Annotated in this window: 21 protein-coding genes; 19 read left to right on the top strand and 2 right to left on the bottom strand. The window is 71.5% G+C overall.

Going from position 1 to position 18367, the window contains the following annotated elements:
* Nucleotide 1: 1 nt before the first annotated feature.
* From ABZ896_RS07255 to ABZ896_RS07170, 18 genes are all read left to right on the top strand, one after another.
* Nucleotides 2-859 carry a glutamine amidotransferase family protein gene (locus tag ABZ896_RS07255; protein WP_360923256.1) on the top strand — a complete coding sequence of 286 codons (858 nt, stop codon included), beginning with the start codon at nucleotides 2-4 and terminating at the stop codon, nucleotides 857-859.
* Nucleotides 847-1521, top strand: coding sequence for a glutamate synthase (locus tag ABZ896_RS07250; RefSeq protein WP_360923253.1), 675 nt, complete (start codon nucleotides 847-849; stop codon nucleotides 1519-1521). The genes ABZ896_RS07255 and ABZ896_RS07250 overlap by 13 nt, the downstream gene beginning before the upstream one ends.
* 96 nt (nucleotides 1522-1617) lie before the next feature.
* Entirely contained in the window at nucleotides 1618-2937 is a 1320-nt protein-coding gene (locus ABZ896_RS07245) for an FMN-binding glutamate synthase family protein (protein ID WP_360923250.1), read from the top strand.
* Nucleotides 2934-4022 (top strand): FAD-dependent oxidoreductase, encoded by a 1089-nt coding sequence (locus ABZ896_RS07240; RefSeq protein ID WP_360923247.1) that lies wholly within the window; start codon nucleotides 2934-2936, stop codon nucleotides 4020-4022. Before ABZ896_RS07245 ends, ABZ896_RS07240 begins: the two co-directional genes overlap by 4 nt.
* Before the next feature lie 9 nt (nucleotides 4023-4031).
* Nucleotides 4032-4667: an XRE family transcriptional regulator gene (locus tag ABZ896_RS07235; protein ID WP_360923244.1), complete on the top strand. Its 636-nt coding sequence runs from the start codon at nucleotides 4032-4034 to the stop codon at nucleotides 4665-4667.
* Between the two features lie 95 nt (nucleotides 4668-4762).
* Nucleotides 4763-4885, top strand: coding sequence for a putative leader peptide (locus ABZ896_RS07230; RefSeq protein ID WP_360923241.1), 123 nt, complete (start codon nucleotides 4763-4765; stop codon nucleotides 4883-4885).
* 72 nt (nucleotides 4886-4957) lie between these two features.
* Nucleotides 4958-5827 carry a glutathione S-transferase C-terminal domain-containing protein gene (locus ABZ896_RS07225; RefSeq protein ID WP_360923238.1) on the top strand — a complete coding sequence of 290 codons (870 nt, stop codon included), beginning with the start codon at nucleotides 4958-4960 and terminating at the stop codon, nucleotides 5825-5827.
* A gap of 101 nt (nucleotides 5828-5928) precedes the next feature.
* On the top strand, nucleotides 5929-6081 hold the full coding sequence (locus ABZ896_RS07220; RefSeq protein WP_360923235.1) for a hypothetical protein: 153 nt from the start codon (nucleotides 5929-5931) through the stop codon (nucleotides 6079-6081).
* A 154-nt stretch (nucleotides 6082-6235) separates the two neighbouring features.
* Nucleotides 6236-7219 carry an amino acid ABC transporter permease gene (locus ABZ896_RS07215; RefSeq protein ID WP_360923232.1) on the top strand — a complete coding sequence of 328 codons (984 nt, stop codon included), beginning with the start codon at nucleotides 6236-6238 and terminating at the stop codon, nucleotides 7217-7219.
* Nucleotides 7216-7980, top strand: coding sequence for an amino acid ABC transporter ATP-binding protein (locus ABZ896_RS07210; RefSeq protein WP_360923229.1), 765 nt, complete (start codon nucleotides 7216-7218; stop codon nucleotides 7978-7980). Before ABZ896_RS07215 ends, ABZ896_RS07210 begins: the two co-directional genes overlap by 4 nt.
* A gap of 40 nt (nucleotides 7981-8020) precedes the next feature.
* Nucleotides 8021-9043, top strand: coding sequence for a transporter substrate-binding domain-containing protein (locus ABZ896_RS07205; protein ID WP_360923226.1), 1023 nt, complete (start codon nucleotides 8021-8023; stop codon nucleotides 9041-9043).
* A gap of 58 nt (nucleotides 9044-9101) precedes the next feature.
* Nucleotides 9102-9869, top strand: a complete 768-nt coding sequence (locus ABZ896_RS07200) for a GNAT family N-acetyltransferase (RefSeq protein WP_360923224.1) — start codon at nucleotides 9102-9104, stop codon at nucleotides 9867-9869.
* On the top strand, nucleotides 9866-10012 hold the full coding sequence (locus ABZ896_RS07195; RefSeq protein WP_360923221.1) for a putative leader peptide: 147 nt from the start codon (nucleotides 9866-9868) through the stop codon (nucleotides 10010-10012). The genes ABZ896_RS07200 and ABZ896_RS07195 overlap by 4 nt, the downstream gene beginning before the upstream one ends.
* A 77-nt stretch (nucleotides 10013-10089) precedes the next feature.
* Entirely contained in the window at nucleotides 10090-11301 is a 1212-nt protein-coding gene (locus tag ABZ896_RS07190) for an LLM class flavin-dependent oxidoreductase (RefSeq protein ID WP_360923218.1), read from the top strand.
* Between the two features lie 21 nt (nucleotides 11302-11322).
* A complete protein-coding gene (locus tag ABZ896_RS07185) occupies nucleotides 11323-12699 on the top strand; it encodes an NtaA/DmoA family FMN-dependent monooxygenase (RefSeq protein ID WP_360923215.1) in 1377 nt (458 codons plus the stop codon).
* Complete coding sequence (locus tag ABZ896_RS07180; protein ID WP_360923213.1) at nucleotides 12696-13787, top strand: LLM class flavin-dependent oxidoreductase; 1092 nt, start codon at nucleotides 12696-12698, stop codon at nucleotides 13785-13787. Before ABZ896_RS07185 ends, ABZ896_RS07180 begins: the two co-directional genes overlap by 4 nt.
* Complete coding sequence (locus tag ABZ896_RS07175; protein ID WP_360923210.1) at nucleotides 13780-14922, top strand: LLM class flavin-dependent oxidoreductase; 1143 nt, start codon at nucleotides 13780-13782, stop codon at nucleotides 14920-14922. Before ABZ896_RS07180 ends, ABZ896_RS07175 begins: the two co-directional genes overlap by 8 nt.
* Before the next feature lie 252 nt (nucleotides 14923-15174).
* Complete coding sequence (locus tag ABZ896_RS07170) at nucleotides 15175-15618, top strand: GNAT family N-acetyltransferase (protein WP_360923207.1); 444 nt, start codon at nucleotides 15175-15177, stop codon at nucleotides 15616-15618.
* Here the strand turns inward: ABZ896_RS07170 and ABZ896_RS07165 are convergent.
* On the bottom strand, nucleotides 15599-16051 hold the full coding sequence (locus tag ABZ896_RS07165) for an adenylyl-sulfate kinase (protein ID WP_360923204.1): 453 nt from the start codon (nucleotides 16049-16051) through the stop codon (nucleotides 15599-15601). The genes ABZ896_RS07170 and ABZ896_RS07165 overlap by 20 nt on opposite strands.
* Before the next feature lie 154 nt (nucleotides 16052-16205).
* Nucleotides 16206-17291, bottom strand: coding sequence for a M12 family metallopeptidase (locus ABZ896_RS07160; RefSeq protein WP_360923201.1), 1086 nt, complete (start codon nucleotides 17289-17291; stop codon nucleotides 16206-16208).
* A gap of 99 nt (nucleotides 17292-17390) precedes the next feature.
* On the opposite strand from ABZ896_RS07160, the gene ABZ896_RS07155 reads away from it, so the two are divergent.
* On the top strand, nucleotides 17391-18367 hold a 977-nt coding region (locus ABZ896_RS07155), incomplete at its 3' end, for an ATP-binding protein (RefSeq protein WP_360923198.1).

Below are 18367 nucleotides of genomic sequence, written 5' to 3'. Positions count from 1 at the left end.
AATGTGCGGAATCGTCGGGCTCCATCTGCGGGAGCCCTCGCTGGAACCGCGGCTGGGCGAACTGCTCGCCGCGATGCTGGGACAGGTCGTCGAACGCGGCCCCGACTCCGCGGGGGTCGCGGTCTACGGCGACCCCCGGCTCTCCCCGCCCGGCCGGACCGTCGTGTCGCTGCTGGGCACATCTGTCGCGGAGGTCGCCGAGGCGCTGCCCGGCGTGACGGCCTACGAGGCAGACGCCACGACCGTGGTGCACGCGTCCATCGATGCGCTGAAGGCCACGCTCCCGGGAGCCACTGTCATCGGCTCCGGTGAGGGCTTCGCCGTCCTCAAGGGGACGGGAAATCCCGCGGAGTTGGCCTCCTCGTTCGGGCTCGCCGACGTGACCGGCTGGCAGGGAGTCGGCCACACCCGGATGGCCACCGAGTCGGCCGTCACCCCCGAGGGCGCCCACCCCTTCTCCGTCGGCCCGGGCCAATGCCTGGTGCACAACGGCTCGTTCGCCAACCACGCCACGATCCGCCGTGAACTGCGGGCGCAGGGCGTGGAGTTCGACAGCGAGAACGACTCCGAGGTCGGGGCCCGCTTCGTCGCGCACCAACTGGCGCAGGGCGCCGAGCTGGAGAAGGCGCTGAAGCTGCTGTGCGAGCGGTTCGACGGCTTCTACACGCTGCTGGTGTCCACCGGGGACTCCTTCGCGGTCGTCCGGGACGCCATCGCGTGCAAGCCGGCGCTCGTCGCCGAGACCGACGCGTGGGTGGCCATGGCCTCCGAGTACCGGGCGCTGGACGTCCTGCCGGGCATCGAGCACGCCCGCATCTTCGAACCCGAGCCGGAAGAGGTGTACGTGTGGCGACGCTGATCGACCTTGCCGAGAGCCCGGTGCGGGAGCTCAACAGGGCCCTGCACGCACCGGAGGCCACCGCCTACCGCGTGCTCAACCCCCGGGGCGCGCACGCCGTCGCCTGCGGCATCCGGGAGAACCTCACCGTCGACGTCGAGGGGCACGTCGGCTACTACTGCGCCGGCATGAACCAGCACGCCACGGTCACCGTGCACGGCAACGCGGGCACCGGGGTCGCCGAGAACATGATGTCGGGGACGGTACGGGTGCGGGGGAACGCCTCCCAGTCGGCCGGGGCCACCGCGCACGGGGGCCTGCTGGTGATCGACGGGGACGCGTCCGCGCGGTGCGGGATCTCCCTGAAGGGCGCGGACATCGTCGTCGGCGGCGATGTCGGCCACATGAGCGCGTTCATGGGGCAGGCCGGGCGGCTCGTGGTGTGCGGGGACGCGGGCGACGCGCTCGGCGACTCGCTGTACGAGGCCCGCATCTACGTCCGCGGCACGGTGAAGTCACTCGGCGCGGACTGTGTGGAGAAGGAGATGCGCGACGAACACCTCGCGGAACTCGCCGAGTTGCTGAAGGCGGGGGAGCGGGACGAGGACCCGGGGGACTTCCGCCGGTACGGATCGGCCCGCGAGCTGTACCACTTCGACATCGACAACTCGGCTGCCTATTGAGGTCGTTCTCGGCTGCGGGCCCGCTGCGGCTGGTCGCGCAGTTCCCCGCGCCCCTGAAAGGCCGACATCTCGTCCCCTGTTCATAGGAGTTGCACCTTGGAACCCGCATCCCACGGCCTGCGCGAGTCCGCCACCTTCGACCGCGCCACCATCCACGCCATCCAGCGCGCCGCCGAGACCGGTGTCTACGACATCCGCGGCTGGGGCGCCAAGCGGAAACTCCCGCACTTCGACGACCTGTTGCTGCTCGGCGCCTCCATGTCCCGGTATCCGCTGGAGGGTTACCGGGAGCGGTGCGACTCCGACGTGGTCCTCGGCACCCGGCACGCCAAGAACCCCCTGCGGCTCGCGACCCCCGTCACCATCGCCGGCATGAGCTTCGGCGCCCTCTCCGCGCAGGCGAAGGAGGCCCTCGGCCGGGGCGCCAGCGAGGTCGGTACCTCCACCACCACCGGCGACGGCGGCATGACCCCCGAGGAGCGCGGTCACTCCAAGCACCTCGTCTACCAGTACCTGCCCTCCCGCTACGGCATGAACCCCGACGACCTGCGCGCCGCCGACGCCATCGAGGTCGTCCTCGGCCAGGGCGCCAAGCCCGGCGGCGGAGGCATGCTGCTCGGCCAGAAGATCACCGAGCGGGTCGCCGGCATGCGCACCCTCCCCGTCGGCATCGACCAGCGCAGCGCCTGCCGCCACCCCGACTGGACCGGCCCCGACGACCTCGCCATCAAGATCCTCGAACTGCGCGAGATCACCGACTGGGAGAAGCCGGTCTATGTGAAGGTCGGCGCGACACGGACGTACTACGACGTGAAGCTCGCCGTGCACGCGGGTGCGGACGTCGTGGTGGTGGACGGTATGCAGGGCGGCACCGCCGCCACCCAGGACGTCTTCATCGAGCACGTCGGCATCCCCACCCTCGCCGCGCTGCCCCAAGCGGTGCGCGCGCTCCAGGAGTTGGGCGTGCACCGCGAGGTCCAGCTGGTCGTCTCCGGCGGCATCCGCTCCGGCGCCGACATGGCGAAGGCCCTCGCCCTCGGGGCGGACGCGGTGGCGATCGGCACGGCCGCGCTGATCGCGCTCGGCGACAACCACCCGAAGTACGACGCCGAGTACCGTCAACTCGGCTCGGCCGCAGGCTACTTCGACGACTACCAGGACGGCCGCGACCCGGCCGGCATCTCCACCCAGGACGCCGAACTCTCCGCGCGCCTCGACCCCGTCGAGGGCGGCCGGCGCGTCGCCAACTTCCTGCGGGTGATGACGATGGAGGCCCAGACCCTGGCCCGCGCCTGCGGCAAGGCCCACCTCCTCCACCTCGAACCCGAGGATCTCGTCGCCCTGACGATCGAGTCCGCGGCCATGGCCCGCGTCCCCCTCGCGGGTACCCAGTGGATCCCCGGGGAGGGACTGTGATCGCCGTCGTCGGTGCCGGACTGATGGGTGCGGCCACCGCCTGGCAGCTCGCCAGGAGGGGCCACGGGGTCACCCTGATCGAGGCGTACGACATCGGCCACCGGCACGGCAGTTCACACGGCAGCTCACGCATCTTCCGCCGGGCGTACGCCGACCCCTTCTACGTACGTCTGACCGGTCTGGCGCACGAGCAGTGGCGGGAACTGGAGGACGACTCCTCAACCCCCTTGCTGCGCACGACCGGTGGCCTCGACATGGGCGAGGAACGCGACCCGCACGCACTGGCCGCGCTCCTCGGCGCGGCCGGGGTCCCGCACGAACTGCTCGGCGCGGCGGAGGCCGCCGAGCGCTGGCCGTACATCCGCATCACCGGCCCGGTGCTGTACCACCCGGACGCCGGGGTCATCGACGCCGACGAGACCGTCGCGGCCTGCGTACGGCGGGCCCTCGAGCACGGCGCGGACGCCGTCATCGGCACCCGGGTCACCGGCGTCGAGGTGCGGGGCGACGCCAAGGTGCTGCTGCGCACCGACGACGGCCGCGAGATCCTCGCCGACACCGCGGTGATCGCCGCCGGAGCCTGGCTCCCGGAGCTCGAACTGCCCGTACCCCTGACGCCGTTGACCGTCACCCAGCAGCAGGTCTTCCACTACCGTCAGCGCGACCCGTCCGTCGCCTGGCCCACCCTCATCTGGGACGGGTACCTGCATCTGTACGGCCTCCCGTCCGGCGGCGACGGCGGGCCGTATCCTTCGCTCAAGGTCGCCGAGCACGACCGGGGCACCCCCGCCACCCCGGACACCCGCAGCGGACGGGCCGACCCCGGCTCGCGCGCCCGGGTGAGCGGCTTCGTCCGCGACCGGCTGCCGGGCCTCGACCCGGCCCCGCACGCCGAGGCGACCTGCCTCTACACCACCACCCCCGACGAGGACTTCGTCCTGGACCGGCACGGCCCGCTGGTGATCGTCTCCCCCTGCTCGGGGCACGGCGCGAAGTTCGCCCCGCGGATCGGCGCGATGGCGGCGGACCTCGCCACCGGCCGCGCCGAGCCCCACCCGCGCTTCCGCCTGGACCGCGCGGGCTAGGATGCGCCGGTGAGCGAGCACCCCGCAGCCGGCGACGAGACCGTCGAAGCCACCGACGAGACCGACGACAAGGCACTCGAGCGGATCATCGCGGTCAGGACCCGTGAGTACCGCCAGGCGGCCGGGCTCTCGGTCGGTGACATGGCACAGCGCGTCGGCATCTCCAAAGCCATGCTGTCGAAGATCGAGAACGCCCAGACGGCGTGCAGCCTCACCACCCTCTCCCGCCTCGCGCGCGGTCTCGACGTCCCGGTCACCGCCCTCTTCCGGGGCCTGGACGACGAACGCGAGGCGGTCTTCGTCCCCGCCGGGCACGGCGCCCGCATCGTCCGGCGGGGGACCAGGGTCGGCCACGAGTACGCGCAGCTCGGCTCGCTCCGGGGCGCCCACAAGCGGATGGACGCCCTGCTGGTCGAACTGACCGAGCAGAGCGAGGTCTTCCCGCTCTTCCAGCACGCCGGCACCGAACTCCTCTACATGCTGGAGGGCGTGATGGTCTACGGCCACGGCAAGTCCAGCTACACCCTGCGCCCCGGCGACGCCCTCCAGTTCGACGGCGAGGCCCCGCACGGCCCCGAGAACCTCGTCGAACTACCGATCCGCTTCCTGACGGTCACGGCGTTCGGCGACAGCCCACAGCACTGAAACCGCCCTGTGCTCGCCTGATGGACACCCTCTTGACGTGCGCTCTACACGGATCGACACTCCACTAGGGAATCCTAGTGAACAGGTAGGGAAACATGAGGCGCCTTGAGTCCGCCGTCGGCCGCGTGAGCCGTACGCCCCGGCGTTCGCCTCTTCTGACCTCCCGCCGCCACATCGACCTGCTGCGTGTGTGCAGCGCCATCAGCCCCCTCGGCTGACACCGGCCTGCTCCGGCCCCGACGACGCTTCCGCCGCGCGTACGTCTGCGCACCGACACCCCGGGGAGACCCATGTCCGTCACACCGCTCGCATATGTCCCCGTCACCCACCCCACCCCGGTCTTCCGGGGCCGCATCGGACAGGACGCGCGCAGCGGGCACTACGCCGTGCCGCGCCGCTACCACCTCCATCTCGCCCTCGCCTGCGCCGACGGACTGCGCATCGCCGTCGTGCACAGTCTGCTCGCCCTCGACGACGTCTGTCCCGTGACCCTCCTGGACCCGGTCCCCGACTGTCCCGACGGCGGCCACTGCGCACTGCGTCCGCTCTACGAGGCGAGCGCGCACCGCTACACCGGCGCCGCCCTCGGCCCGGTGCTCAGCGACGACTGGTCGGGGCGGATCGTCAGCACCCACGCCCCCGACATCACCCGCGACCTCGCCCGGCACTTCGGCGCCGGCCGTCCCGCCCTGTACCCGTGCGGCGCGGAGTCGGAGACCGAGGCGGTCGAGCGGATGTGCGCCGACGGCATCGAACAGGCCGCCCAGCGCGCCGGATCGGCGGGCGGGGATGCCGACGAGCGCGCCGCCGCGCTGGAGCAACTGCTCGACTCCCTCGGCTCGTTGGAGCGGTGGCTGGTCGGGCGCGAGTATCTTATCCGGGATCACATCACCGCCGCCGACGTCGAGTTGTGGGTCACGCTCGTCCAACTCGACACCGTGCACCGCCACCACCTCGACGCGGCCGCGGTGCAGCGCATCGCCGACCACCCCACCCTGTGGGCCTACGCCCGCCGCCTGGCCGCCCACCCGGCCTTCGGCACCCACCTCGACCTCGACGGCATCGCCCGCCGCCACCACGCCCACTGCCGGGGCCTGGAGGCCGCCGGCTCCGCCGTACAGATCCTGGACTGGGCGGCACACGCGGCCCGGGCCTCGTAGGTGTCCAACTGCCGGACCGGCGTTGACACTCGTCAGGACATATGGCTTTACTTTGCGATCAATAGGGTCCTGGACCCCCGAGAACAGTGACGGTGACCACGATGCGCGCAGCAACCCGGACGGCCTCCCGCCGCGCTCCGGGCTGCGCGCTGCCGCCGTTCGGTGACCTGCTCGTCGCCAACCGCTCCGTCGACCTGCTCCGTGTGAGCAGCGCACTGTGTACCGCACCGGGCCGTGCCCGCTGTCGGGGCTGACGTCTCTCCTCAGCCCCCGCGTTCCTGACGAACACCGCATCTGCGGTGTGTCGTCGACCGCCCAGCCCCCGGTGTCCGTGCGTCGCGTCCCAGCGCCGTAGTGCGCAGTGCCCGCCGTGTCCCAGGGGAAACCGAACTCCGCCGGAGCCCCGTCATGAGTGAACCCCCAGGCGCCACCGTGTCCGTCACCGAGGCGCCGCCGCCCGTCGACGCACCGTCACAAACCCTCGCCGCACAGCGGGTTCTGCCGCTGCGCCGGCCCGGCCGCTGGATCGCCACCGCCGTCGTCCTGGTCCTCGCGGCCCAGTTCGTGCACGGCCTGGCGACCAACCCCTTCTACCAGTGGGACCGCTTCGGCTACTGGTTCCTGCGGCCGACCGTCCTCGACGGACTCCTGATCACTCTCGAAGTCACCGCCTACAGCGCGGTGTTGGGCCTCCTCGGCGGCATCCTGCTCGCCCTCGCCCGGCTCTCGAAGAGCCCGGTGCTGCGCGCGGTCAGCTGGACCTACGTCTGGGCCCTGCGCTCCATCCCGCTGATCGTCGTCCTGCTCTTCCTCTACAACTTCAGCGCCCTGTACAAGACGTTGAGCGTCGGCGTCCCCTTCGGACCCGCCTTCTTCTCCTTCGACGAGTCCCGGCTCGCCACCGACATGGTCATCGCCGTCATCGGCCTCAGCCTCAACGAGGCGGCCTACGCCGCCGAGGTGGTCCGCGGCGGCATCCTCTCCGTCGACCAGGGCCAGCACGAGGCGGCCGCCGCGCTCGGCCTGCCGAAGGGCTACCAGTTCCGCAGGATCGTCTTCCCGCAGGCCCTGCGCTCCATCACCCCGAACTACGTCAACCAGCTCATCGGCCTGGTCAAGAGCACCTCGCTGGTCTTCTACGTCTCCCTCCTCGACCTGTTCGGCACCGTGCAGTCCATGGGCGCCACCTACCCCGGCGACATAGTGCCGCTGCTGCTGGTCGCCACCGTCTGGTACCTGATCCTCACCAGCGCCGTGTCCGTCGTCCAGTTCTACGTCGAGCGCCACTACGCCCGGGGCGCCACGCGTTCCCTGCCGCCGACCCCGCTCCAGAAACTGCGCTCCGGCGTCACCGATCTCAGGGCCCGCATCCGCCGGGAGGCCGCCGTATGACCGCCGCAGCTCTCGAAGTGCACGGTGTGCACAAGTGGTACGGCGCCCACCGGGTCCTGGACGGTGTCGATCTGACCGTGCGCCCCGGCGAGGTCACCGTGATCCTCGGCCCGTCAGGCTCCGGGAAGTCCACCCTCCTGCGTGTCATCAACCACCTGGAGAAGCCGGAGATCGGATACGTCAGCGTCAACGGCGAACCGATCGGCGTACGACGGCAGGGCGAGCGCCTGAAGGAACTCAGCGAACGAGTCATCCTGAACCAGCGCGGCCGCATCGGGTTCGTCTTCCAGAACTTCAACCTCTTCCCGCACCTCACCGTCCTGGACAACGTGGCGGCGGCCCCGGTGGCGACGGGCAGACTTGCCAAGGCGGAGGCCCAGGACCTGGCCCGCGAACTCCTCGCCCGGGTCGGCCTGGCCGACAAGACCGGCGCCTATCCACGCCAGTTGTCGGGCGGCCAGCAGCAGCGCGTGGCCATCGCCCGCGCCCTCGCGCTACGGCCGGGCGTCATCCTCTTCGACGAGCCGACCTCCGCCCTGGACCCCGAACTCGTCGGTGAAGTCCTCGCGGTCATCAAGGACCTGGCGACCAGCGGCACCACCCTCGTGATCGTCACCCACGAGATCGGCTTCGCCCGCGAGATCGCCGACCGGGTCGTCTTCATCGACGGCGGCCGGATCGTCGAGCAGGGCCCGCCCTCCGAGGTCCTCGACCGGCCGCGGCACGAACGGACACGGGACTTCCTGAGCAAGGTCCTCTGAACCCCTTTCATCCCTTTTCGCGCAACGAGTAAGGACAGCCATGCCCCTTCACCCCTCCCGACGCAGCCTGATACGCGGCATCACCGCGGCGACCGCGGTCGCCACCCTCGCCACCGGGCTCGCCGCCTGCGGTGGGGACAGCGACGCGGCCACGCAGACGAACGACAGCGCCGGCACGGTCACCGTCGGCCGGCTGTCCAACGGCGCCGCCAAGGAGACCACCCTCAAGGTCGCCGAGGTCAAGTCCATCAGCGCCGAACTGCCCGACGCCGTCAAGAAGAGCGGCAAGCTCGTCATCGGCTCCGGCACCCTGCCCTCCGGCTCCCCGCCGCTCGGCTTCGTCGGCAGCGACCAGAAGACCCTCACCGGCTCGGAGACCGACCTCGCCCGCCTGGTCGCCGCCGTCCTCGGCCTCGAACCCGAGGTCAAGCGGTTCACCTGGGAGAACCTCTTCGTCGGCATCGACAGCGGCAAGGTGAACGTCGGGTTCTCCAACATCACCGACACCGAGGAGCGCAAGCAGAAGTACGAGTTCGCCTCCTACCGCAAGGACGACCTCGCCTTCGAGACGGCGAAGTCCTCGAAGTGGACCTTCGACGGCGACTACGAGGCGCTCGCGGGCCAGACCGTCTCGGTCGGCGCCGGCACCAACCAGGAGCGGATCCTGCTGGAGTGGCAGAGCAGGCTGAAGAAGGAGGGCAAGAAGCTGACCATCAAGTACTTCCAGGACAGCCCGAGCATCTACCTCGCCCTCAACAGCGGAAAGATCGACTCCTACCTCGGCCCCAGCCCGAACCTCTCGTACCACGTCACCCAGACCGCGAGCACCCCCAACCCGACGAAGATCGCGGGTCAGTACTCCGGTGCCGGTGCGTCGCTCCAAGGCCTGATCGCCGCGACCGCCAAGAAGGACAGCGGCCTCGCCAAGCCGCTCGCCGACGCGATCAACTACTTGATCGAGAACGGTCAGTACGCCAAGTGGCTCGCCGCGTGGAACCTCAGCAACGACGCGGTCTCCAAGTCGGAGGTCAACCCGCCTGGGCTGCCGCTGTCGAACTCCTGACACACCGTCAATCAGGTTACTGAAGAAGCACGTTGACTCCGGAAGGGACTCCGTCTCCGTGGCACGACAGACAGACGTCCGAGGAGGCGGAACCGTCCTCGACAACGCCGTATGGGCCGCCCTCGACGGCCCGCACGCCCACCTCGCCGAACGCCTCGGCCGAGCGGCCCGCTACCCCACCGACGTCTACGCCTTCGCCGCCCTCGCCGATCCCGGTGACCCGGCCGCCTGGGCCGACCTGCACGCACTCGTGGGGCCCGGAACCGTCGTACGGATCAAGCCTGTTGAGACGGTGCCGGAGGGGTGGGAGGTCGTCGGCGGGGGAGTCGGCGTCCAGCTCGTCGACACCGGGCTGCGGGCCGAACCCGCGCCCGAGGCGGTACGGCTCGGCCCCGCCGACGTGCCCGAGATCCTCGACCTGGTCGCCCGGACCAAGCCGGGCCCGTTCCTGAAGCGGACCGTCGTCCTCGGCACCTACCTCGGCATCCGGGAGGAGGGCCGGCTGATCGCCCTGGCCGGGGAGCGGATCCGGCCGCCCGGCTGGACCGAGATCAGCGCGGTCTGCACCGACCCCGAGCACCGGGGGAGGGGCCTGGCCACCCGGCTGGTCCGCGCGGTCGCCGCGGGCATCCGGGAGCGGGGCGACACGCCGTTCCTGCACGCGGCGGAGACCAACACGAGCGCGATCCGGCTCTACGAGTCACTCGGCTTCACGGTGCGTCGCCGGTCCACGATCCTCCAGGTGCGGACGCCCGGAACAGCCCCGGAAGCGGCCGGGACAACCCTCGCCGCCCCGGGAACATCCCCCGAGCCGACCGTGTTGTGACTCACGACGAGATCCGCGAGGTGTCCTCGCGTGCCCACCGGCAGGAGGTGACGGGCGTGCTCCACAGGCTCCGCTACGTCCATCTGCACTCCCGCCCGCACATCGATCTCCAGCGCGTGTCCGCCGCGCTCTGTTGCTCCTGACCCCGTTGCCCCAGCGCCGAGCCCCGCCCTGACGCGGCCCGGCGATCTCGTACGGACCTCCAGGAAGGCACCCCGCCGTGTCCCCTTCGCACCCTTCTTCCCCGCTGCACCTCGCCGTCGCCCTGGACGGCACCGGCTGGCACCCCGCCTCCTGGCGCGAGCCGGTGGCCCGCCCCCGGGACCTGTTCACCGCCGGATACTGGGCCGACCTGGTCACCGAGGCCGAGCGCGGCCTGCTCGACTTCGTCACCTTCGAGGACGGTCTCGGCCTCCAGTCCTCCGACTACGGCGAGCTGGACGGCCGCACGGACCAGGTCCGCGGCCGCCTGGACGCCGTTCTGATCGCGTCCCGGGTCGCGCCTCTGACCAGCCGCATCGGGCTGATACCGACCGTCGTCACCACCCACACCGAGCCGTTCCACATCTCCAAGGCGATCGCCACCCTCGACTACGTCAGCACCGGCCGCGCCGGCCTGCGCGTGCAGATCTCCGCGCGCCCGCACGAGGCCGAGCACTTCGGCCGCCGCGCCTTTCCGCCGCTCAACCTCGACTCACTCAGGACCCCGGCCGGACAGCAGCTGCTCACCGAGCACTTCGACGAGGCCGCCGACTACGTCGAGGTGGTGCGCCGCCTCTGGGACAGCTGGGAGGACGACGCCGAGATCCGGGACGTGGCCACCGGCCGCTTCGTCGACCGCGACAAGCTGCACTACATCGACTTCCGGGGCGAGAGGTTCAGCGTCAAGGGCCCCTCCATCACCCCGCGCCCGCCGCAGGGCCAGCCGATCGTCAGCTCCCTCGCCCACCAGACCGTGCCCTACCGGCTGGTCGCCCGCCAGGCCGACATCGGCTACGTCACCCCGCACGACACCGACGACGCCCGCGCGATCGTCGCCGAGATCCGCGCCGAGCAGGATGCGGCCGGACGATCCGGTGAACCCCTGCACGTCTTCGGTGACTTCGTGGTCTTCCTGGACGACGACCCGGCCGAGGCGCAGGCCCGCAAGGAGCGCCTCGACACCCTCGACGGCGCCGAACTCGTCAGCGACGCCCGCGTCTTCGCCGGTACGCCCGCACAACTCGCCGACCTGCTCCAGGAGTTCCAGTCGGCCGGGCTCACGGGCTTCCGGCTGCGCCCCGCCGTCCTCGGCCACGACCTCCCCGCGATCACCCGCGCACTGGTACCCGAACTCCAGGGCCGGGGCGCCTTCCGCACCGCCTACGAGGCCGACACCCTGCGCGGACTGCTGGGCCTCGCCCGCCCCGCCAACCGCTACGCCGCCGTCTGAGCCGGAAGGATCCACGGACCCATGAGCAAGCCCAAGAAGCAGATCCATCTGGCCGCCCACTTCCCCGGCGTCAACAACACCACCGTGTGGAGCGACCCCGCGGCCGGCAGCCACATCGAGTTCAGCTCCTTCGCCCACTTCGCGCGCACCGCCGAACGCGCCAAGTTCGACTTCCTCTTCCTCGCCGAGGGCCTCCGGCTGCGCGAACAGGGCGGAAAAATATACGACTTGGACGTCGTCGGCCGCCCCGACACGTTCACCATCCTGACCGCGCTCGCCGCCGTCACCGAGCACCTCGGCCTCACCGGCACCATCAACTCCACCTTCAACGAGCCCTACGAGGTGGCCCGCCAGTTCGCCAGCCTCGACCACCTCTCCGACGGCCGCGCCGCCTGGAACGTCGTCACCTCCTGGGACGCCTTCACCGGCGAGAACTTCCGCCGCGGCGGCTTCCTCCCGCAGGAGGAGCGCTACTCCCGCGCCAAGGAGTTCCTCGCCACCACCCAGGAACTCGCCGACTCCTGGCACGGCGACGAGATCGTCGCCGACCAGGAGAGCGGAGTCTTCCTGCGGGACGCCAAGGCGGGGACCTTCGTCCACCAGGGTCAACACTTCGACATCCAGGGGCAGTTCAACGTCCCGCGCTCCCCGCAGGGCCGCCCGGTGATCTTCCAGGCCGGTGACTCCGAGGAGGGCCGCGAGTTCGCAGCTTCGAGCGCCGACGCGATCTTCAGCCGGTACGCCACCCTCAAGGAGGGCCAGGCCTTCTACACCGACGTCAAGAACCGCCTCGCCAAGTACGGCCGCCGGCACGACCAGTTGCGCATCCTGCCCGCCGCCACCTTCGCCCTCGCCGACACCGACGCCGAGGCCGAGGAACTCGCCCGCGAGGTGCGACGCCAGCAGGTCAGCGGAGCCACCGCGCTCAAGCACCTGGAGTTCGTCTGGAACCGGGACCTCTCGTCGTACGACCCCGACGGCCCCCTCCCCGATGTCGACCCGGACGTCGGCGACCACCACATCTCCAAGGGCCGCGCCCAAGTGCGCATGTACCGCGACCCGTTGGCCACCGCCCGCGAGTGGCGCGAGCTGGCCGCCGCCAACAAGTGGTCCATCCGCGACCTGGTCATCAACACCGGCAACCGGCAGAACTTCATCGGCTCGGCCGAGACCATCGCCCGCACCATCGACGAGTACGTCCAGGCCGACGCCAGCGACGGCTTCATCCTCGTCCCGCACATCACCCCGACCGGCCTCGACGCCTTCGCCGACCAGGTCGTCCCCTTGCTCCAGGAGCGGGGCGTCTTCCGCACCGAGTACGAGGGCCCGACCCTGCGCCACCAGCTCGGCCTCGCCCACCCGGACGACGCCCACAGCCAGCAGCGGGTGGCGTCGTGAAGTTCCTCGCGATCACCCTGATCGTGCACCGCCCGGACCCGGTCACCGGCATCCTGAAGCCGACCCACGACCGATTCCGCGAGGTGCTCGACAACGCCGTGCTCGCCGAGGAGTTGGGCTTCGACGGCTTCGGGGTGGGGGAGCGGCACGAGCGGCCGTTCATCTCCTCCTCGCCCACCGTCGTCCTCAGCCACATCGCCGCGCTCACGCAACGCATCCGCCTCTTCACCGCGGTGACGACCCTGAGCCTGCTCGACCCGGTGCGCGCCTACGAGGACTACGCCACCCTCGACCACCTCTCCGAGGGCCGCCTCGACCTCATCATCGGCAAGGGCAACGGCTCCGCCCAGCGCGAGCTGTTCCATGTCACGCCCGAGGACCAGTGGGACCGCAACGCCGAGAGCTACGAGGTGTTCCGGCAGCTGTGGCGCCAGGACAAGGTCACCGCCCGGACCCGCTTCCGGCCGGAACTGAAGGACGCCGAGGTGTGGCCGCGGCCGTACCAGAAGCCCGTCCGGGTCTGGCACGGCAGCGCCACCAGCAAGGAGTCCGTGGACCTCGCCGCCCGCTACGGCGACCCGCTGTTCTCGGCGAACGTCACCAACCCCATAGAGCCGTACGCCGAGTTGATCCGTTACTACCGCGAGCGCTGGGAGTTCTACGGCCACGACCCGGCCGACATCGCGGTCGGCGCCGGCTCGGCCGGGCTGCTCGTCACCCGCACCTCGCAGGAGGCACTGGACGTCTACCGGCCGCTCTTCGAGGCGAACCTCGCCTTCTCGCGCACGGCGGGCCTCCCGGTGGTCTTCGAGAGCCTGGAGGACTTCGTCGAGCGCAGCTCCGCCCTGATCGGCAGCCCGCAGCAGATCATCGACAAGGTCCACCGCTACCACGGGCAGTTCGGCCACACCGTGCTCCATCTGCACGCCGACGCAAGCGGTCTGACGGAGACTCAGCACCGCGATTCGCTGGAGCTGTTCCAGTCCGAGGTCGCCCCGATCCTGCGCGGTGAGATCCCGGACCCGCCCTTCGCCTGGGCGCCGGTGCTGCCCGTGCCGCCGCGAACGGAGGAGCCGGTCCATGCCTGACATCCCCCTCGGCGTCCTCGACCTGGTCCCGGTGTCGTCCGGTTCCACCGCCGCCGATGCCCTCCGTAACTCCATCGACCTCGCCCAGCAGGCCGAGCGCTTCGGCTACGCCCGCTACTGGTTCGCCGAGCACCACCTCAACCCGGGCGTCGCGGGCACGTCCCCGGCGGTGGTGCTGGCTCTGACCGCCTCCGCCACCTCCACGATCCGGCTCGGCTCCGGAGCCGTACAACTCGGGCACCGTACGGCGCTCAGCACGGTCGAGGAGTTCGGCCTCCTCGACGCCCTGTACCCCGGGCGCCTCGACCTGGGCCTCGGCCGGTCGGGCGGCCGCCCGCCGGGGGAACCCAAGTCCCCTTCGCCGACGGGTGTGGTGGACGGCCGCGCCCCGAACGGCCTGCGCATCCCGCCCCGCTTCTCCTTCGCCCACCTCCTCGGCTCGCCCCGGATCGCGCTTCTGCAGAAGCTGCTTCTGCTGCCCGGCGCCGAGTCGCAGGACTACGCCGAGCAGATCGACGACGTCCTGGCTCTGCTCGCGGGCACCTACCGCTCCCCGGAGGGCATCGAGGCACACGTCGTGCCGGGCGAGGGGGCCGACGTAGAGCTGTGGATCCTCGGCAGCAGTGGCGGCGAGAGCGCGGAGGTAGCGGGTGCCCGGGGTCTGCGCTTCGCGGCCAACTACCACGTCAGCCCGGGGACGGTCCTGGAGGCGGCCGAGGGCTACCGCGCCGCCTTCCAGCCCTCCGAGATCCTCGACAAGCCGTACGTCAGCGTGTCCGCCGACGTCGTCGTGGCCGAGGACGACGAGACCGCCCGCGAACTCGCCACCGGTTACGGGCTGTGGGTCCGCAGCATCCGCACCGCCGAGGGCGCGATCCCGTTCCCGACCCCGGAGGAGGCCCGCGCCCACGTCTGGACGGACGCGGACCGCGAGCTGGTCCAGGACCGCCTCGACACCCAGTTCGTCGGCTCCCCGGCCACGGTCGCCGACCACCTGGAGCGGCTCCAGGAGGCCACGGGCGCCGACGAGTTGCTCATCACCACGATCACCCACGACCACGTCGACCGCGTCCGCTCCTACGAACTCCTCGCCGGGGAATGGCGCAAGCGGGGTCACTCCTCCCAGTCGAGCTGATGCTCCGGAGTCCCCACCGACCTGCCGTACGCCACCGCTTCGGCGCGGCCCGCCGCATCACCGCGCCGATAGCTGCCTCCCGACATGCGGCCACCGCCTGACCCTCCACTGCGACGACACCCGGGCCGCCTGCCGCCTCCTCCTCGGCTCCGGCCCCGCGGTGGACGTCCTCGACCCCTCATAGTCCGCGTGAAGTTGGCGGATACACCCGCCGTACGGCCGCCCGCACCCCACCGTGCCATGATCGGCACCATGACCGTCCGTATCGACCGAGCCGACGTCACCGACCTCCACCAGGTCCTCCGGGACCACGCCCGCTACTGGGGGGACCGTGACCTGCGCGCCCTGCATCTCACCGCGCTGGTCCGGGAGTTCGGCGCCACCTGTCTGGTCGCCCGTGCGGACGACGGCATCCGCGGTTACCTCTTCGGCTTCGTCACCCCGACCCGCACCGGCTACGTCCACCTGATCGCCACCCGCGACGACACCCGCGGCACCGGGCTCGGCCGTACCCTCTACGACTCCTTCACCGAGGCCGCCCGCCGCCAGGGCGCGGTCCGTCTCAAGGCCATCACCTCGGTCACCAACGAGGGTTCGATCGCCTTCCACCGCAGCCTCGGCTTCGACGCCCGGGTGGTGGAGGACTACGACGGCCCCGGCAACCCCCGAGTGGTCTTCACCCGCGACCTGCCGTGAGAACGGCGTCGAGCAGCAGCCCCAGCGACTCCTCCGCCTCCTGCCCCGCGGTGTCCAGGACGAACTGAGGGCGGTGCCACGGCTCGTACTCCCGGCCCACGACCTCCTCCCAGCCGGGAAACGGCAGTTCGGGAATGTCCACGGACCGCTCGGCGACCCGGCGCCGGTGCTCGCCGGGGTCGGAACACACGACCTCCACCTCCAGCACGGGCACCCCCGCCCGAACGGCCGTGTCCCGCCAGGCGTCCCGCGTGACGGCCAGCGGGTTCACCGACTCCGCGACCACGGTGAGCCCGCCCCGCAGATGCTCCTCGGCGAGGGCGTATCCGACGACGTAGCCCACCGGGCCCACCGGGTGCCGGGTCAGCCCGGAGAGGAGGCGGGCCAGTGTCGTCTTGCCGGTCGCGGGAAGCCCGCCGAGCGCGATCAGCACGCCCCCGCCCTCTCACCGCTCCGGCCCCGCCCAGGAGCTGTGAACGCGGCGGGGCCGGGTACGTTTCCCTCCCCCGAAGGCAACGTACCCGGCCCTTCCCCCGGCGCCGGACTTGCTGGTCCAGCCTCGCCCGTGTGCGGCCCGACTCGTGCTGTCACCAGCACATGACAGCTGTTTCCCCCGACCCCCAGCTGGAGTACAGGCGCACACGGACGAAGTAGCGGCGGCCCTTGACGAGACGGGCCCTGATCCTCGCGTTGTGCTCGGTGCCCCCGTCGTCCCGGCCGGTGAGATAGCGGGGCTCCCCGTCCCGCTCCTCGAAGACCACCACGACGGTGTCGCTGTCGCCGAAGGTGCCCACCGTGTACTCGCGGGTCTCCGACGGCTCGACGGTGAAGTCGGCCTGCTCACCCGGCCCCAGACCGAGCGGTACCGAACGGAACGGCACCAGCGCCGGCGGCCGCACGGGCTCGGTCGGCGGGTACCACCGCAGGACGAACTCCTTGTCCGCGGACGACAGGGCGCCCGGCGGATCGAGCCCCGCCCGGAACTGCTCCGGCTCCAGGATCAGACCCGGCTCGAACGGGTACTCCATGATCGACTGCGGGTCCCAGGCGGAGCCGTTGACCTCGTCCGGGTCGAGCTTGCGCAGGATGTTGAAGTAAGTCCGGTCCCGGCTCCAGTAGTTCGGGGGGCCCGCCAGATCGGCGTACACGGCCTCGTCGTCCCAGTGGATCCCGGCGAACGGGCTCTGGTGCTCGTGCAGCATCCCGAGCGCGTGCCCGATCTCGTGCAGGGCCGTCCCGCGCTCCCCGGGCGCGGTCAGGTCCCAGCCGAAGTTCATGGTGCGCTCGTTCAGGCCGACCTGGAGGGCGTCCTTGCCCACCGTCGACCAGGAGCCGTCGCCGAGCTGGAACCCGATGCGCAGCTCCGCCTCCGAGCGGTCGCCGACCTCGGCGAACGACACCCCGATACCGAGGTCCCGCCACTCCTGGAAGCACTCGCGCACCACGTCCCGCTGCTCCTTGGCGCCGACCCACGACACCCGCCGGGACTGGCCGGTCCCCGGTGCGGGGATGACCGACCCGTCGGTGTCGCCGTCGAAGAAGTAGTAGTGCAGGACCGTGCTGTTGACCCACATCCGGTTGCCCCGGACGAGCGCACCGACCCGCTCGGCGGCGAGCCCCGGCCCGAACACGGGGGCCGGCTGCTGCGCGAGGGAGCAGTAGCGTGCGGTCATGGCAACGAGAGTGCCGTCGGGCGGCCCCCGGGCGCCTGAGTCGGGGGCTACTCAAGTCGGTGTGTATCAGGACTGAGTAGCGGGGCTCATGCTTCCGTGATGACATTCGAGCGGGAAGCGAAGACCCTGGAGCTGCCCTGGCCGTTCACCGGGCGGGAGGACGAACTCGCCCTGGTGCGGCGGTCGGTGACCGGCGGCCGCGGCGGCATCGTGGTGACCGGCCCGGCCGGGCGCGGCAAGACCCGCCTGGTCACGGAGGCGGTGCGCGGCACCGAGCACGAACGGGTGGCCGGCACCCCCGAGACCCGGCGCCTGCACCTCGCCGCCTTCGCCCACCTGCTGCCCGAGACGGTCTCCCTGCACCGCGCGGTCCAACTGCTCTCCGGGGTACGGCTTCTGCTGGTCGACGACGCCCAGCTGCTCGACGACGCCTCGGCCGCCCTGGTCCACCAGCTCGCCGTGCACGGCCGCACCCGGCTCCTGGTCGTCACCACCGACGGCACGACGGCGCCGGGCGCGGTGTCCCGCCTGTGGACCGGCGAACTCCTGCCCCGGCTGGCCCTGGAGCAGCTGCCCCGCGAGGAGACGGCCCAGCTGCTCGCGACCGGCGCGGGCGCCCCGGAGGCCCTCACCGTCAACCGGCTCCACCGGATGTGCCAGGGCGATCTGCGGCTGCTGCGCGAACTGGTCGACGCCGTGCGCGAACCGGGTGCCGACGAGTGGGCGTGGCGGGGGCCGGTGCCGGTCACCCCGACCGTGCGCGAGCGGACCGCCCAGCTCCTGGACCGCACGGACGCCGGGGAGCGCGAGACCCTCGACCGTCTCGCCTTCGCCGAACCGCTCCCGCCGGCCGCCGACACCCTCGACCTGCGCGCCCTCGAGACCCTGGAGGCCGACGGCCTCGTCCACATCGACGACCGGGGCACCGCCCGCCTCGCCCACCCGCTGCACGGCCCGGTCCTGCGCGCCTGCGCCGGCCGGCTGCGCGCCCGGCGCCTCGCCCGCACCCCGGACGCCTGCACGGCGTCGAGCATGGCGGCGGCGCCGTCCCGGTCGACGGTGTCGCCGAAGGTCAT

This window comes from Streptomyces sp. NPDC047072 (assembly GCF_040643855.1).
In the GTDB taxonomy this organism is placed as follows: Bacteria; Actinomycetota; Actinomycetes; order Streptomycetales; family Streptomycetaceae; genus Streptomyces.
The sequence above is the reverse complement of the archived record's forward strand: the minus strand, read 5'-3'. Positions and strand labels throughout refer to the sequence as shown.

Excerpts from the sequence above, each read along its gene's own strand:
- ABZ896_RS07185 (WP_360923215.1), top strand. The coding sequence starts at position 11,323 with ATGAGCAAGCCCAAGAAGCAGATCCATCTGGCCGCCCACTTCCCCGGC.
- ABZ896_RS07225 (WP_360923238.1), top strand. The coding sequence starts at position 4,958 with ATGTCCGTCACACCGCTCGCATATGTCCCCGTCACCCACCCCACCCCG.
- ABZ896_RS07160 (WP_360923201.1), bottom strand. The coding sequence starts at position 17,291 with ATGACCGCACGCTACTGCTCCCTCGCGCAGCAGCCGGCCCCCGTGTTC.
- ABZ896_RS07230 (WP_360923241.1), top strand. The coding sequence starts at position 4,763 with ATGAGGCGCCTTGAGTCCGCCGTCGGCCGCGTGAGCCGTACGCCCCGG.
- ABZ896_RS07175 (WP_360923210.1), top strand. The coding sequence starts at position 13,780 with ATGCCTGACATCCCCCTCGGCGTCCTCGACCTGGTCCCGGTGTCGTCC.
- ABZ896_RS07170 (WP_360923207.1), top strand. The coding sequence starts at position 15,175 with ATGACCGTCCGTATCGACCGAGCCGACGTCACCGACCTCCACCAGGTC.
- ABZ896_RS07255 (WP_360923256.1), top strand. The coding sequence starts at position 2 with ATGTGCGGAATCGTCGGGCTCCATCTGCGGGAGCCCTCGCTGGAACCG.
- ABZ896_RS07210 (WP_360923229.1), top strand. The coding sequence starts at position 7,216 with ATGACCGCCGCAGCTCTCGAAGTGCACGGTGTGCACAAGTGGTACGGC.
- ABZ896_RS07205 (WP_360923226.1), top strand. The coding sequence starts at position 8,021 with ATGCCCCTTCACCCCTCCCGACGCAGCCTGATACGCGGCATCACCGCG.
- ABZ896_RS07215 (WP_360923232.1), top strand. The coding sequence starts at position 6,236 with ATGAGTGAACCCCCAGGCGCCACCGTGTCCGTCACCGAGGCGCCGCCG.
- ABZ896_RS07220 (WP_360923235.1), top strand. The coding sequence starts at position 5,929 with ATGCGCGCAGCAACCCGGACGGCCTCCCGCCGCGCTCCGGGCTGCGCG.